The 14,118-nt window shown below is 39.1% G+C and carries 16 protein-coding genes and 1 riboswitch; of the genes, 4 read left to right on the forward strand and 12 right to left on the reverse strand.

What is annotated here, in order from left to right; translation table 11 throughout:
• Nucleotides 1–67: 67 nt before the first annotated feature.
• The 4 genes from ACH0AK_RS07505 to ACH0AK_RS07520 all read right to left on the reverse strand — a co-directional run bounded on the left by ACH0AK_RS07505 (nucleotide 68) and on the right by ACH0AK_RS07520 (nucleotide 1,945).
• Entirely contained in the window at nucleotides 68–601 is a 534-nt protein-coding gene (locus ACH0AK_RS07505) for a folate family ECF transporter S component (RefSeq protein WP_010736130.1), read from the reverse strand.
• A gap of 36 nt (nucleotides 602–637) precedes the next feature.
• Nucleotides 638–735, reverse strand: a riboswitch (THF riboswitch).
• Nucleotides 736–889: 154 nt separating this feature from the next.
• On the reverse strand, nucleotides 890–1,321 hold the full coding sequence (gene mgsA / locus ACH0AK_RS07510; protein WP_023519225.1) for a methylglyoxal synthase: 432 nt from the start codon (nucleotides 1,319–1,321) through the stop codon (nucleotides 890–892).
• A gap of 63 nt (nucleotides 1,322–1,384) precedes the next feature.
• On the reverse strand, nucleotides 1,385–1,711 hold the full coding sequence (locus ACH0AK_RS07515) for a type II toxin-antitoxin system PemK/MazF family toxin (protein ID WP_010736132.1): 327 nt from the start codon (nucleotides 1,709–1,711) through the stop codon (nucleotides 1,385–1,387).
• On the reverse strand, nucleotides 1,712–1,945 hold the full coding sequence (locus ACH0AK_RS07520) for an AbrB/MazE/SpoVT family DNA-binding domain-containing protein (protein ID WP_010736133.1): 234 nt from the start codon (nucleotides 1,943–1,945) through the stop codon (nucleotides 1,712–1,714). It abuts the gene before it with no gap.
• Between the two features lie 413 nt (nucleotides 1,946–2,358).
• Here ACH0AK_RS07520 and ACH0AK_RS07525 point away from each other — a divergent pair, with 413 nt between their 5' ends.
• Entirely contained in the window at nucleotides 2,359–3,468 is a 1,110-nt protein-coding gene (locus ACH0AK_RS07525) for an ABC transporter ATP-binding protein (protein ID WP_010736134.1), read from the forward strand.
• Between the two features lie 93 nt (nucleotides 3,469–3,561).
• Here the strand turns inward: ACH0AK_RS07525 and ACH0AK_RS07530 are convergent, their stop codons facing one another.
• The 5 genes from ACH0AK_RS07530 to ACH0AK_RS07550 form a co-directional block, all read right to left on the reverse strand.
• Nucleotides 3,562–4,188 (reverse strand): hypothetical protein, encoded by a 627-nt coding sequence (locus ACH0AK_RS07530; RefSeq protein WP_019722490.1) that lies wholly within the window; start codon nucleotides 4,186–4,188, stop codon nucleotides 3,562–3,564.
• Nucleotides 4,189–4,439: 251 nt separating this feature from the next.
• Nucleotides 4,440–5,324 carry a 16S rRNA (adenine(1518)-N(6)/adenine(1519)-N(6))-dimethyltransferase RsmA gene (gene rsmA, locus ACH0AK_RS07535; protein ID WP_226076684.1) on the reverse strand — a complete coding sequence of 295 codons (885 nt, stop codon included), beginning with the start codon at nucleotides 5,322–5,324 and terminating at the stop codon, nucleotides 4,440–4,442.
• Nucleotides 5,317–5,886: a ribonuclease M5 gene (gene rnmV, locus ACH0AK_RS07540; protein ID WP_010736137.1), complete on the reverse strand. Its 570-nt coding sequence runs from the start codon at nucleotides 5,884–5,886 to the stop codon at nucleotides 5,317–5,319. Before rnmV ends, rsmA begins: the two co-directional genes overlap by 8 nt.
• On the reverse strand, nucleotides 5,879–6,655 hold the full coding sequence (locus tag ACH0AK_RS07545; protein ID WP_023519222.1) for a TatD family hydrolase: 777 nt from the start codon (nucleotides 6,653–6,655) through the stop codon (nucleotides 5,879–5,881). Before ACH0AK_RS07545 ends, rnmV begins: the two co-directional genes overlap by 8 nt.
• A 136-nt stretch (nucleotides 6,656–6,791) precedes the next feature.
• Nucleotides 6,792–8,114: an APC family permease gene (locus tag ACH0AK_RS07550; protein ID WP_010736139.1), complete on the reverse strand. Its 1,323-nt coding sequence runs from the start codon at nucleotides 8,112–8,114 to the stop codon at nucleotides 6,792–6,794.
• 168 nt (nucleotides 8,115–8,282) lie between these two features.
• Here ACH0AK_RS07550 and ACH0AK_RS07555 point away from each other — a divergent pair, with 168 nt between their 5' ends.
• Nucleotides 8,283–8,876, forward strand: a complete 594-nt coding sequence (locus ACH0AK_RS07555) for a hypothetical protein (protein ID WP_023519221.1) — start codon at nucleotides 8,283–8,285, stop codon at nucleotides 8,874–8,876.
• 41 nt (nucleotides 8,877–8,917) lie between these two features.
• On the opposite strand, the gene ACH0AK_RS07560 is transcribed toward ACH0AK_RS07555, so the two are convergent.
• Together ACH0AK_RS07560 and metG are read right to left on the reverse strand one after the other, a co-directional pair.
• Nucleotides 8,918–9,679, reverse strand: coding sequence for a Fic family protein (locus ACH0AK_RS07560; RefSeq protein WP_226076693.1), 762 nt, complete (start codon nucleotides 9,677–9,679; stop codon nucleotides 8,918–8,920).
• 340 nt (nucleotides 9,680–10,019) lie between these two features.
• Nucleotides 10,020–12,029: a methionine--tRNA ligase gene (gene metG, locus ACH0AK_RS07565; RefSeq protein ID WP_010736142.1), complete on the reverse strand. Its 2,010-nt coding sequence runs from the start codon at nucleotides 12,027–12,029 to the stop codon at nucleotides 10,020–10,022.
• 277 nt (nucleotides 12,030–12,306) lie between these two features.
• Between metG and ACH0AK_RS07570 the strand changes: the two genes are divergently transcribed.
• On the forward strand, nucleotides 12,307–12,585 hold the full coding sequence (locus ACH0AK_RS07570; RefSeq protein WP_226076696.1) for a hypothetical protein: 279 nt from the start codon (nucleotides 12,307–12,309) through the stop codon (nucleotides 12,583–12,585).
• A 91-nt stretch (nucleotides 12,586–12,676) separates the two neighbouring features.
• Nucleotides 12,677–13,498 (forward strand): NUDIX domain-containing protein, encoded by an 822-nt coding sequence (locus tag ACH0AK_RS07575; protein ID WP_010736144.1) that lies wholly within the window; start codon nucleotides 12,677–12,679, stop codon nucleotides 13,496–13,498.
• 124 nt (nucleotides 13,499–13,622) lie between these two features.
• On the opposite strand, the gene tnpA is transcribed toward ACH0AK_RS07575, so the two are convergent.
• Nucleotides 13,623–14,075, reverse strand: coding sequence for an IS200/IS605 family transposase (tnpA, locus tag ACH0AK_RS07580; protein ID WP_010736145.1), 453 nt, complete (start codon nucleotides 14,073–14,075; stop codon nucleotides 13,623–13,625).
• Nucleotides 14,076–14,118: the final 43 nt, after the last annotated feature.

The following is a 14,118-nucleotide window of genomic DNA, read 5'->3' on the forward strand; positions in this document are numbered from 1 at the left end:
ATCAGATGATTTTTCTGATCTATGCAAAAAACAAGCAGTCTTCTGGGATGGGAAGACTGCTTGTTTTTTATTTTGTATGCGTCGTTAAACTCCGCAAAATTCTTTTATATGGCATGGCGCGCCCAATCACGTAGATCATCGTCGATTGGATCGGCAACCAGATAATGGCTTTTAATAAACGTGGTCCCCAGAATACCCAGTTCATCGGTACTTGATACATGATGACCAACCATAATGGTGTCAGGATCAAGCTAACGAACACTGTCACACTGAGCGTGGCTAAGATTGCATTTTTCCAAGTGATCTCTTTGCGATAGAAAAAGAACCCATAAATCGCTCCTTCAATAAAAGCATTCAACGTGAAGCCAATGAAAAAGACAGATTTAGGAAATAATGCCATACCCACCACATCAGCTAACACAGAACCGACCCCTGTCCAAAATGGGCCAAATAAAATACCCATGATTACTTGGGGAATGAACGTTACACTGATTTTGAGTAATGGTGTTTCAAATGAAACTAAGCGAGACAACGTGACCATCAATGCGATCAGCAGTCCCATGATCGTAATCATACGAGCATCTAAACGATTTTTCTTCATTTCTAGCATCTCCTTTAAGAGCTGCTACATGTTTCATGCAGCGAATGCGAAAATAAAACCGCGAACTTACGTCCTTCGTCCTAGAGGCAACATCCCATCCTCTAAGCACTTAACGCTTTATTTTCTACTCTGTTAATAGTGGGAACTTATCCCAGACAAACTATAGCATAGAAAAGGAAGAACTGTAAATAAAAAAACCTAATGTTCTAAACGAAAACGATTCCTAAGTTCGTAACATGGCAGACATTCGCCTTGATCAACTGTCTCTATCCTCATAAAATCCGAATTTTAAATCTTATTAGGAAAAGGGATCTTACTTCCTTCTTCATGGATCACTTGTCGGAACTCCAAAAATCCGGCTTCAAGCCCTCGTAATAAAACTTCTGCGGTACCGATATTCGTTGCTAAAGGAATATCATATACATCAGCCAAGCGGATCAACGCAGTGACATCAGGTTCATGAGGTTGAGCTGCTAAAGGATCACGCAGGAAAATCACTAGATCCAATTCATCTTCTGAGATCATCGCGCCAATTTGTTGGTCACCGCCTAAAGGTCCTGAATTGAACCGATGGACCAATAATCCTGTGGCTTCTGCAATCTTTTGTCCGGTCGTCCCTGTCGCGAATAGTTCATGTTGTTCCAGTATCGTTTTGTAAGCAGTGGTAAATTTTATCATCAATTCTTTTTTGCGATCATGTGCAATCAATGCTATCTTCATCCGTCCTCACTCCTTTTTTACCAGTGTACCAAATTTCTTTGTGGTTTGATATTTTTCAAATTTCTATAAAAACATATCAAGGACTTCTAGTACATCCACCCATGTGAGAATATCACATTGTTCAATTTTTATTATGTTTCTAGCGGTGTAGTCAATTGAACGCAATTGATGTGTAACAACTTGTCCAGAAATGATTTGTGGTTCTTTGATCTTAATATATGTATCAAATTTTCTTTCAGTTGATGTGATTGGGCAAATCAAACAAAAACCAGTGTATTGGTTGAAGTTATTCTTACTTACTACCAAACCTGGTCTTCGCTTCTTTATTTCCTTTCCTCTAGCTGGATCAAAATCCAGCCATACAATATCTTTTTGCTTTGGATAATCCATTTATAGTTCCTCCCCCTCAAGGTTCATCTCATCCCACTCTTTATCTTCTTGGGTGATTGAATCTCTAAAGCCTGCCCATGCCTCTGGAGTCTTAAAAATATCTTCTTTTTTGGGCTTTAATACATATGTTTCACCTATTTTAATAATCGTATATATTTTTCCAACTTCTGGAGAAATATCTTTGGGAAAAATTGCTCCTACAGAATTTCCAATCTTTCTAACAGTCGTTTCCATTATTATCATCTCCCAGCTTATGTTAAATCGAGTTTAACTTAATTTAACATGAAAATCAAATTTTGTTTTCTTGGTTGCCTCCTTTTTTATATCTCTTAATATCTACAAAGTATTATACGCTCTAAGATAGTGAATACACGGTAAATCTTTGATAACTCGAGCAGTAAAAACAAAAAAATAAATTGCCATATTGCTGGAGTTTGCTCTCATTGTTGAAGGATCTGTTTCATGAACATCATTTATTCTATTTTATAGGTGGCAGATTTAGTAATCTCACGCACTTTCCAATTATTTTGTACACATTGACGAAAGTTCCTACGAATTCTTGTTCATTGTGACATTGAATATAGATAGCGCTTTCAACTATACTAAACACATCAAATAAAAGAAAAAAAGAAAGCGTGGTTTGTACGATGGTAGAAATGGCTCTGAAAAATGTATACAAGAAATATGATAATGCAGAAAACTATTCTGTTACTGACTTTAACTTGGCAATCAAAGATCGCGAATTTATCGTATTCGTTGGTCCTTCCGGTTGTGGGAAATCAACAACTCTACGAATGATCGCTGGTCTTGAAGATATTTCCGAAGGAGAATTGAATATCGGAGGCAAAGTAATGAACGATGTTGCTCCTAAAGACCGTGATATCGCGATGGTATTCCAAAACTATGCCTTATACCCTCACATGACGGTATTTGACAACATGGCGTTTGGTTTGAAATTGCGTAAATACGATAAAGCAGACATCCAACAACGTGTAGAAAATGCTGCAGAGATCCTTGGTTTGACTGAATACTTAAAACGTAAACCTGCTGCTCTTTCTGGGGGGCAACGTCAGCGTGTGGCTTTAGGTCGTGCCATCGTACGTGATGCGAAAGTCTTCTTGATGGATGAGCCATTGTCAAACTTGGATGCCAAACTACGTGTAGCCATGCGTGCCGAGATCGCGAAGTTGCATCAACGCTTAGAAACAACAACCATTTACGTTACCCATGACCAAACAGAAGCGATGACGATGGCAGACCGTATCGTCATCATGAAAGATGGATTTATCCAACAAATCGGTTCACCGAAAGAAGTTTATGACACACCAGTCAACATGTTCGTTGCTGGTTTCATTGGTTCGCCTGCCATGAACTTTTTCAACGTAAAATTAAGCCAAGGCGTTATCTCAGATGGTCATGGACTAAAATTGAGAATCCCTGAAGGTAAAAATAAAGTACTAGTTGAAAAAGGTTATGAAGGCAAAGAACTTGTCTTTGGTATTCGTCCTGAAGATATCCACAGTGAACAAGTTGTCTTGGATGCCTCACCAGAAACTGTTGTCAATTCAGAAGTCGTTGTTTCAGAATTACTAGGCGCAGAAACCATGCTTTATACTCGCACTGGAACAACTGAGTTCATTTCAAAAGTTGACGCGCGTGACTTCCATAAACCAGGAGAAATGATCGACCTTGCCTTCAATATCAATAAAGGCCATTTCTTTGATAAAGATACAGAAGATGTCATCACGATCCCATAAACGAAACAGAACTTGATGATACGTAAAAGACCCAACGATCGTTCGATCTTGGGTCTTTTTTTGGTTATTTTTAAGTCTTTATCTGTGGCATTGCTAAACGACTTTTTTGATCGTTCCTTGCACGATCTCTTTCTTTTGCTGTTTCTTGGCAGCAGTGAAAACTGGGACATCAAAGAATTTACTCAATGTTCCGGCAATGAAGTAAGCGATATTGTAATCCACCAAACTATGGATCAAGCCACCGATCCCCATCAAGATGAATACGGTATAGAAGTAGCCTTCTGCATAGTATGTTTCCGGCATATTCCCAATGAAGAAGAACACACTCACCACTAGCATTTCGATGATCGAGTGGATCACGCCGATCAATAAGTTAAACCCTTGAAAACGCCAGTTCATTAATGTGAATTGCCCGTCTTTTAAGACGATCCCTGGTTTTTTTTGTAAATACCATGCACCGATTAGAGCGAATACCAAATGAGACAATGCACGAAGCGCAATAATCACAGGTGTCGTCAAGAAGAAACCAAATGTTGTACCTAGCGCCACTGCCACAGCTACACCGGGTGAAAAAAACATTGCGATAAATAATGGCACATGTGAAGCTAGTGTAAATGAAGCAGGCGGAATTACGATCTTAGGCATGATCATCGGAATAAGAACGCCCATCCCGATCAATAAAGCGGAAATTGTCAATTTTCTTACAGAATTTGTTTTCATTTTTTTACTCCCTTGATGTGTCTTGACACATTTGTTTTGACCTATTGTACCGCTAACTTTCTAATGTGTCAAGACACATCAAGAGGAACAAGGCGCCTGAAATACCACCCTCTTTAAAATCCAAGAATTTGATTTGGGATCTTGTTTCCTAAAATAGTCAGGCATCACTTGAAGAATACCCAAAATGGTTTTCTCAAGTGATGCCTTCAGACTTAGAGCGAAAAGACTTTTTCAGCCTTCTATTCCTCATTTTATTTTTTTAGATGTTCCATAGCATTGCTCAAAGCAGCAAATTCTTCTAAAGAAAGTGTTTCTCCTCGTCTTTTCGGATCGATTCCTGCCTCTGTTAGACTTGCGGTTAACCAACTTTTAGTTTCTTCGTCTTTCCCATAGGCATGTTGCAAATTATTCCATAAAGTTTTTCTACGCTGTTGAAACGCAGCCTTTGTCAGACGGAAAAAGGCTTTTTCATCCGTTACGGAAACTGCTGGTATTGCGCGTCTTGTCAGTTTCAAGATTGCTGAATCCACGTTTGGTTGTGGCACAAATACTGTTTTTGGCACAATAAACGCCAAACTTGCTTCCATATAGTATTGCACAGCGATCGATAAAGAACCATATGCTTTTGTTCCCGGTTTTGCTGAGATGCGATCAGCGACTTCTTTTTGCATCATCACGATCATTTCGTCAACCACTACTTCTGATTCAAGAAAGTGCATCATGATCGGTGTCGTAATATAATAAGGCAAATTAGCCACCACTTTCAATGGTAACCGCTCATTGAATTGAGTATTGACTGCCTCTGCTAAATCAGTTTTCAAAATATCTTGGTGGATGACTGTGACATTCGGATAAGGTGAAAGGGTATCTGCCAAGACAGGAATCAATCGATCGTCGATTTCAAATGCGACTACTTGTTTGGCATGACGCGCGATTTGCTCTGTTAATGCACCAATTCCTGGCCCTACTTCGATCACATTAGTCTGCTGATCGATTTGACCAGTTTCAATGATTTTTCGAAGGATATTCAGCTCTGTCAAAAAGTTTTGTCCTAAGCTCTTCTTAAAAGAGAAGCCGTGCTTCAATAAAATTTCTTTTGTTCTAGTGGGTGTTGCAATATCCCGATATTCACTCATAATGATCCTCCACTTTTTTCATTGCCTGCTTAAACTCAGTTAACGTAATTCGGAACATGTTCAATCGTTTTTCCAATTGTTTTCCGTTCGTATAGCCGATGCGTAATTCATCACCTAGCATCTCACGTTTTTCTTTTGCATGTGCTCCGGCAATCAATCCATATGCAACCAGCATTTGTCTAGTGATCTCCGGTACTTGGGTCTCATCATCGACTGGCGTAACGACCTTTTTCAACGCTTCTAATATCGCTTCATCACTCGCATGTTCGACCCCTAAGCTTCCCTTTTTTTTCGGTACGGCTTGGTTCCTTGGCAAAAATGCATGTTTTGCTTGTGGTACCACTTCCATGATCGTTTTACGGATCTTCTCACCTGAGAAATCTGGGTCCGTAAAAATAATGATTCCCCTAGTTTCCTGTGCATGTTCGATCTGCATCAAGATTTCTTCATTGATCGCTGAACCAATCGTTTCTATCGTATCGGCTTCAACCACTTCTTGTAGCCTTCTCGTATCGTCTTTCCCTTCGACAACAATGATTTCTTGGATCTTTAACTTAGTCATGCTCTGATAATCCAAATAAATGATGGGCGTTTTTCCATGTTTGTGCCGCAACTTCTTCCATTGGTAGTTGACGAAGTTCAGCGATCTTTTCGACTGTGTAACGAGTATACCCTGGTTCATTTCTTTTTCCTCGATAGGGCACTGGCGCTAAATAAGGAGCATCCGTTTCCACTAATAGACGATCCATTGGGACGTTTGTCGCTGCTTCTTGCACATCTAACGCCTTTTTGAATGTCACGACACCACTAAAAGAAATGTGCATCCCTAAATCAAGGAAACGTTGTGCCCATTCATAATCACCACTAAAGCTATGCATGATTCCGCCAATATCACGAATGTCTTCTTCTTTTAACACCTTATAAGTGTCTTCCAAGGCATCTCTCGTATGGATACTGATCGGTAGACGCATTTCTTTTGCGATGGCGATCTGTCTTCTAAAGATTTTATCTTGGACTTCTTTGGGATCTTCCATCCAATAATAATCCAGTCCGATTTCACCTAAAGCAACCACTTTTGGTAAAGTCAGTTGTTCTTGTAGTTTGTTTTCGATTTCTTTCGTATAGCTACCAGCTTCTGTAGGATGCCAGCCGATGATGCTATAAATGTTTGGGTAATCTTGACTAAGCATCAAGGACTTTTCGATCGTTGGTGTATCAAAGCCTACAACGGCCATTTTAGTCACACCTAGTTCTTCTGCACGCTGGATCGTTTCAGGAATATCATCATTGAATTGTTCCGCGTTCAAATGAGTATGAGAATCAAATATCATCTTTATCTCTCCTTTTCATTCATTACTTTAGCATATAAGCAGGCGTTAAAGAAGTCTCAAAGACTAAAAAACATGAGATATCGTACAAAGAAAGACAAGAAATGACTTGATTCACTTCTTGTCTTTTCATTATCAGTTAGTTACTTTCAGTTTGTCTTTTTTTGTAGTAAAACACAGGTACACCTAACAATGTGACTAAGATTCCGATCAATGCCAAATTCGTTTGTGTGATCAGTGTCATCCCTAAAATAAAGATGGCTCCTAAAATCGCAATGATCGGTATCACTGGATAAAGGGGTACTTTGTATGGACGAGGCATCTCTGGGGCTTTCTTTCTTAAAATAAATACGCCAATAAAAATCAATAAGCTAAATAGCCACATGACAAAAATCAACATATCTGTCAGAAAATCAAATGAACCCAAGCTCATCATGATACATGCAATCGCTAGTTGGAACAACGCAGGGACATAAGGAACGGTGAATTTTTTTGAGAGCTTTGTCAACTGGTTACTGAACGGCAACTCATTTTCTAATGCCATTGCATATGGAACACGAATCCCAGTCAACGTATAACCATTCAGTGCGCCGTAGACAGAGATCAAAATACCGATCGTAACGATTTTTCCTCCTAGTTCACCGAAGATGACCGCTGACGCATCAGATGAAGCATTCAAGTTTCCAGCAATTTGATCAATCGGTAATGTTTTTAAAAAGACGAAGTTGATCAATAGATAAACGAATGTCACAAAACTCAATCCTAAAATAATCGCTTTTGGTAGATCCTTTTCTGGACGTTTCATTTCTCCAGCCATGGCTCCGACACCTAACCAGCCATCGTAAGCGAATAGTGTCGCCAACAAAGCACCACTAAGTCCTTCTGCCCATGAAACACCTTGTCCGGCTTCTACTGGAAATAATTGAACAGTACCCTGTCCGGGTGTCAGAAGCCCCCAAATAATGATCACTGCAATTGGGATCAACTTGACTACCAATGTAATCGATTGAACGTACGCACCAACTTTGGTCCCTAACAGATTCAATCCAGTGATAGAAAGTGCTGTAATAATAGCAATCACCAATAAATAATCAGGAGATAGCTGTAAGAGATTGATCAGCTGTGTTGCAAAGATGATCGATAATGCCGCAATGTTGGCTGGAAAGTAAATCAAACTTTGTGCCCAGCCTAACAAAAAACTTGGTAACTTACCGTAAGCTGCTTCAATATACTTGACAGCTCCACCTGTTTCAGGAATGGCAGTGGCTAATTCAGCTACTGTTAGCCCCGCACAGATCGTTAAGAATCCCCCTAACAACCACGCGAGTAACGTCAAACTTGTTGATTGTGTACTTGCCACTACCGCTGCTGTTTTAAAAAAGACGCCGGCGCCGATCACAGTTCCCATTACTGTGGATAATGCACCAAACAAATTGATCTCGCGTTTTAATTTCCCCTTCATCCTCTTCCTCATTTCGTATTTCTTTTTTATTTTTTTCAGTATAACCGAGAACTTTTCATTTTACCATTCTTTTCAGAAATTTGTAGTGAAAATATCCCTCTAAAGACGGATGTATTCTTGTCTTACTTCTTATAGAATGAAGCTACTTGAAATGTCAGGAGGTACCCTATGGATTTTCAATCGATCGATCCAAAACTAGCATCTTATCTAAAAGATAAAGGTACTACTTTCTTTCCACAAAAAGAACAAAAACAATCCAAGCTACATTGGTTATTGTTGATTTTATTTGGCTGGCTAACAATTGCGACATTGACACAGCAATTGCTATTGATGGCTAGTTTTCTTCTCATTGCCGCCTTGATCAAAGGGCCTGGGATGTTGTTGTGGGGAATCGTCTATTCCTTTCTCGTCGGCTTGTTTCCGCCCATTGCTTTTTTACTATCGGTCATCTTTTTACTATTGAATGTTCAAACGATCGTCAAAAATTGGCGCGTCACGATGGTCGGGATTTTTTTCTACGGCTATCCTTTAACCATGAACGCCTTGCGCCACTTGACTGATTGGGATACAAGATGGTTCTTTGCGATCAGCTTGCTCCTAGGGCTGGTGATCCTTCACTCGCTATTGACCAAGATTTATGTACGTTACGGCAATAGCCGCCTGATTGCTTGGTATATTCTATGTATTCCATTTTCAATCGTCGCAGCATTATTGCCAACGAAAGTCAAACAACGGCTAAAACTAAAAAAAGTCGGACGATGATTATCATCGCTCGACTTTTTCAATATATCTATAAAGCTATTTTATTGATGAACCGATCCTGTGAATTTCATTTTTTTTAAAAACTGTTCATACATATCTTGACTCATACCTAAAGTATCAAGTAAATAACCATTCTCGGTTCCCCAATTACTTAAACCTCTGTAGTAGAACTCACGATGGACAACTTTGATCACGAAAGGCATGATATTGTGCCTCAAGCATTCTTTGAACATCATCAAACGTCCCATACGTCCGTTGCCATCTGCAAATGGGTGGATGCGTTCATATTTCACATGAAAATCTGCAATTTCAACTAAGCTTTGTTTTTTTGAGTTCTCATAGTGAGCAAGTAATTCCGTCATTTTTTCAGTTACTTCCTCGGATGCTATGGTTTCAACCTCATCATAACCAAAACCAATCATATTTTGAACAAGTTTAAATTCTCCGACAGGTGTTAGCGGATTGTTTCCATCAGTTGTTCCTCGTTTCAAAATTCGATGTAGTTCTTTGATAAAATCATTCGATAACGGTTCTTCGATATGATCGATCACGTAATCGAAACCTTTGAAATGATTTTCTGTTTCTTTGATATCATCTAGTTTCGTTGCCTCGCCACTTTCAGCAGGAGGGAGAATATTATTTTCAAATATTAAGGCGGTTTGCTTCTCAGAAATTCTCGACCCTTCGATTCGATTGGAGTTATACGCCATTTCTACTTGAGTCAAATGGTAAATTCCGCCATGCAGATTTGCTTTTTTTTCCAGTACAAATCGGGTAACTAAATCTAACTCAGCCACATTCATCTTTCGTCTCCTTCCAATAGATAGCATAGTTATCCTATTTCTTATCAAGCGCTAACTAAGCCAATGACCTGCTCATTCGGCTTGGATCGTTTACTTACTCACTTTTCTTTCTTATTGTAACATGAATGAATGGTTTAATACTGCAGTTCCAAAAAATTTGTCACTCAATCAAAGTTATAAAAAAGCCGAGGAGATTCGTCCTTTCGTACCCCCTAAAAACAAATAAACGGTGTTCGCACAACCTCGTTAGTTTTATTTTTATAGAGCCATGAAAAGTAAGGTTATCAAAAAAGAACTATTCTAAGCTTATTTGCTTAGAATAGTTCTTAACAGTCATTGATTAGCCAACTTCAGAACCGTTTGGCATACCTTTTGGTGCTTCGATCACTTGTAATGAACCATCAGCTGCTTCTGCTGAAAGAATCATTCCTTGACTGATCAGCCCGCGCATTTTGCGTGGTTTCAAGTTAGCAACGATCACTAATTTTTTGCCGATCAATTCACTTGGATCAGGATAAAATTCGGCAATACCGGATAAGATTTGACGGTCTTGGTCATCTCCTGCATCTAGACGGAATTGCAATAATTTATCTGCCCCTTCGACTTTTTGGCAATTGATGACTTCTGCTACTTTTAATTCGACTTTTTCAAATACATCGAATTTGATTTGTTTTTCTTTAGTCGAAACAAGCTCTGTTTCTTCTGGGTCCCATTTGACAGAGTCCTCATTTGTTTGAGTACCTTCTGACATTTTTGCTTGGATATACGCAATTTCTTCTTCCAGCTCTAAGCGTGGGAAAATCGGTGTACCTTTTGCAACGACTTTTGTCCCAGATGGGAATTCACCGAAGTGTAATCCTTCAAGGTTCATCGTCTCGGCATCCAACCCTAATTGATTGAAGATTTTAGTTGGTGTTTCTGTCATGATCGGTTGTAAGAGGATCGCAGTGATACGTAACGATTCAGCTAAGTGGATCATCACGCTCTCTAACTCTTTTTTCTTCTCTTCGTCTTTTGCTAAGACCCAAGGTTCTGTTTCATCGATATATTTGTTGGCACGAGAAATCAATACCCAGATTTCGGCTAAAGCAGTGTTGAATTCCATTTTTTCCATTGCGTCATGATAACGACCAACCACATTCGCAGCAGTTGTTGATAACTCACTGTCAAACGGTGTCACTAATGACGCATAGTCAGGAACCATGCCATCACAATATTTATTGATCATTGCAATCGTTCGATTCAAAAGATTCCCTAAGTCATTCGCCAAATCGTAGTTCACACGTGACACAAAGTCTTCTGGTGTAAATACGCCATCTGAACCAAATGGTACTGCACGCAATAAGTAATAACGCAAAGCATCTAAGCCATAGCGTTCTACGAGCATTTCTGGATAAACGACATTGCCTTTCGATTTAGACATCTTGCCGTCTTTCATCAACAACCAGCCATGTCCAAAGACTTTCTTTGGCAATGGGATATCTAATGCCATCAACATGATCGGCCAATAGATCGTATGGAACCGAACGATTTCTTTTCCAACCATATGGACATCTGCGGGCCAATATTTCTGGAATAATTGATCGTCTTCTGAACCGTAGCCCAGTGCGGTGATGTAGTTCGACAACGCATCGATCCAGACATACACTACATGTTTCGGATCATTTTTAACATTGATTCCCCAGCTGAATGTCGTCCGTGAAACTGCTAGATCTTCTAAACCTGGTTTGATGAAGTTATTGATCATCTCATTTTTACGTGATTCAGGTTGGATAAACTCTGGGTGTTCTTCGTAGTACTCTAACAAGCGATCTGCATACTTACTCATACGGAAGAAATAAGACTCTTCCTTGACTAGCTCAACTTCATGACCACTTGGCGCTTTCCCGCCGATCACTTTGCCGTCTTCATCTTTGTATACTTCTGCAAGTTGAGTTTCTGTAAAGAATTCCTCATCAGAGACAGAATACCAACCTTCATATTCACCTAAGTAAATATCGCCTTGTTCAAGCAAACGATCAAAGATTTTTTGAACTGCTGCTTTATGATAATCATCAGTTGTGCGAATGAATTTATCGTAGCTGATATCTAATGTTTTCCATAGTTTTTTGACATCTGCAGCCATTTTGTCTACATATTCCTGTGGCTCTACGCCTAATTCTTCTGCTTTTTTCTCGATTTTCTGTCCGTGTTCATCTACCCCAGTTAGATAAAACACATCAAAGCCCATCAAACGTTTATAACGTGCAACAGCATCACATGCAATCGTTGTATAAGAATTGCCAATGTGCAGTTTGCCACTTGGATAATAGATGGGCGTAGTGATATAAAAAGTTTCCTTTTCTGCCATGGGGTACTTCCTCCTTTATCGCATGGTGCGAATTCGTTTCCTTGCTAGTATACCATAAAATGAATACGCTGTTAGCTTTTTTTGATAACTCCCGAAATGTAAAGATGTCCTTTCCCTTCAAGAAAACATTTATAAAGAACCTACGTTATCGTGATGAACCACTTCCTTCTCTACCCACACTCTCGCTCCTTTTTCTTCAGGATCGTCTACTCTCTCATTTTTACTTTACAAACATGCTATAATAAGCAATATCATATAAGAAAAGGTTTTGAGACTAATGACAAAAAAACACAAACGAATGATTATCAGCATTGCTTTACTTTCTCTCATCCATCTATTATTTAGTTTTTACTATTTACATCTGTATGGTTATTTCAATCTACATGAGCAATTAAATACTTTTCTTTTGCTCACTTTGATCCTTCGAGTGATCCTAGCAGGGTATATCGTCCTCTGTGGCTTTTTCGCCATTCGAGAAGAAAAACAGAAGCTTCCCCCTTTTTATTTGCTTTTCTTCCTATTTAATCTACTCTTACCGTTTCTTTTTCAACTCTGAGTTGGATTTATTTGTCTAGAAATCTTTGGTTTTCAGAGAGATTCTGCTACAATAAAGTAAAAAGTACCTTAACATAATAGGAGGTGAGAAAGTGGAACATTTTCATTCAAAAGAAGAAGAAAAAACATATTATGAACAAGAGGCCTCTGAAACTGATTTCTTATCTTGGTACCAAGACCAAGAACGTCCTGAATATGAAAAACCTTCCTTGACCGTCGATATCGTTTTACTCTGCTACAACAAAGAAGAAGATCAATTAAAAGTTTTACTTATCCAACGTAAAAGCCATCCTTACCGAAATTCTTGGGCACTTCCCGGAGGATTCGTCCAAAAAAATGAATCGACTGGTGCCAGCGTATTGCGAGAAACAAAAGAAGAAACAGGCGTCATCATATCCGAAGAAAATATTGAACAACTGCATACCTTCAGTACACCGAATCGTGATCCTCGTGGCTGGGTCGTGACAGTCAGCTATCTCGCCTTTATCGGTGAAGAACCTTTGATCGCTGGAGACGATGCCAAAGAAGTGCAGTGGTTTTCACTTGAACGCAATGCAAACAAACTGCATTTATCGAGTGGGGATGTAGCAATCACTCTAGACTTGACGACGAGCGAGTCTTCTGGCAAAGACACATTAGCTTTTGACCATAGCGAGATCATTGTCAAAGCCTTCAACCGTGTCGTCAACAAAATGGAACATGAACCCCAAGTGCTTCAAGTGCTAGGAAAAGACTTCACGATCACTGAAGCACGCAAAGTATTCGCTAAATTCTTAGGGATCGATTTTAAAATGATCGATCATTCCAATTTCAAAAAAGCTATGTTACAATACTTCGATGAAATCGGTGAACGTCCTGTCGGTATCGGACGTCCCTCAAAGATCTATCAATTAAAACCTGGACATACAGAGTAAATATCCACCCGTGAAAACGGGTGGCTTTTTAACAGCTCTAGAAGGGCTCACCACTCGCTAGCCCCTTAAAAGGGGCTTTTTAAATAACCACCAACCGCTCGCTCACAGCTCTATCTCTCTTTAACTATTTAAATGGATCTACATACTCTTGTTTACTTATACTATCTCTAATTCGATCATCTGCTTCTTGTTCTCGAATATATTTTTCAATTGTTTTTTGATTTAACCCAACCGTACTCACGTAGTATCCTTTGGACCAAAAGCTTTTATTCCCATACTTATATTTCAAATTCGCATGTTTTTCATGGATTAAAGTTGCACTTCGTCCTTTTAAGTAGCCCATAAAACTAGAAATACTAATCTTTGGCGGTATTCTTACTAACATATGAATATGGTCAGGCATTGCATGTGCTCCAATGATTTCAACATCTTTCATCTCACACAATTTTCTTAATATCTGACCAATACTTACTCTTAACTTTCCATAAATCACTTTTCGTCGATACTTCGGGATGAATACTATGTGATACTTACAATTCCATCTTGTATGTGCTAAACTTTTATCATTGTTAGACATAAAAAAACTCCTTTCAATCTGATATGCGGTTGGTAGCCACTAT

It is taken from the genome of Enterococcus pernyi, assembly GCF_045371165.1.
Classification (GTDB): Bacteria; Bacillota; Bacilli; order Lactobacillales; family Enterococcaceae; genus Enterococcus_B; species Enterococcus_B pernyi.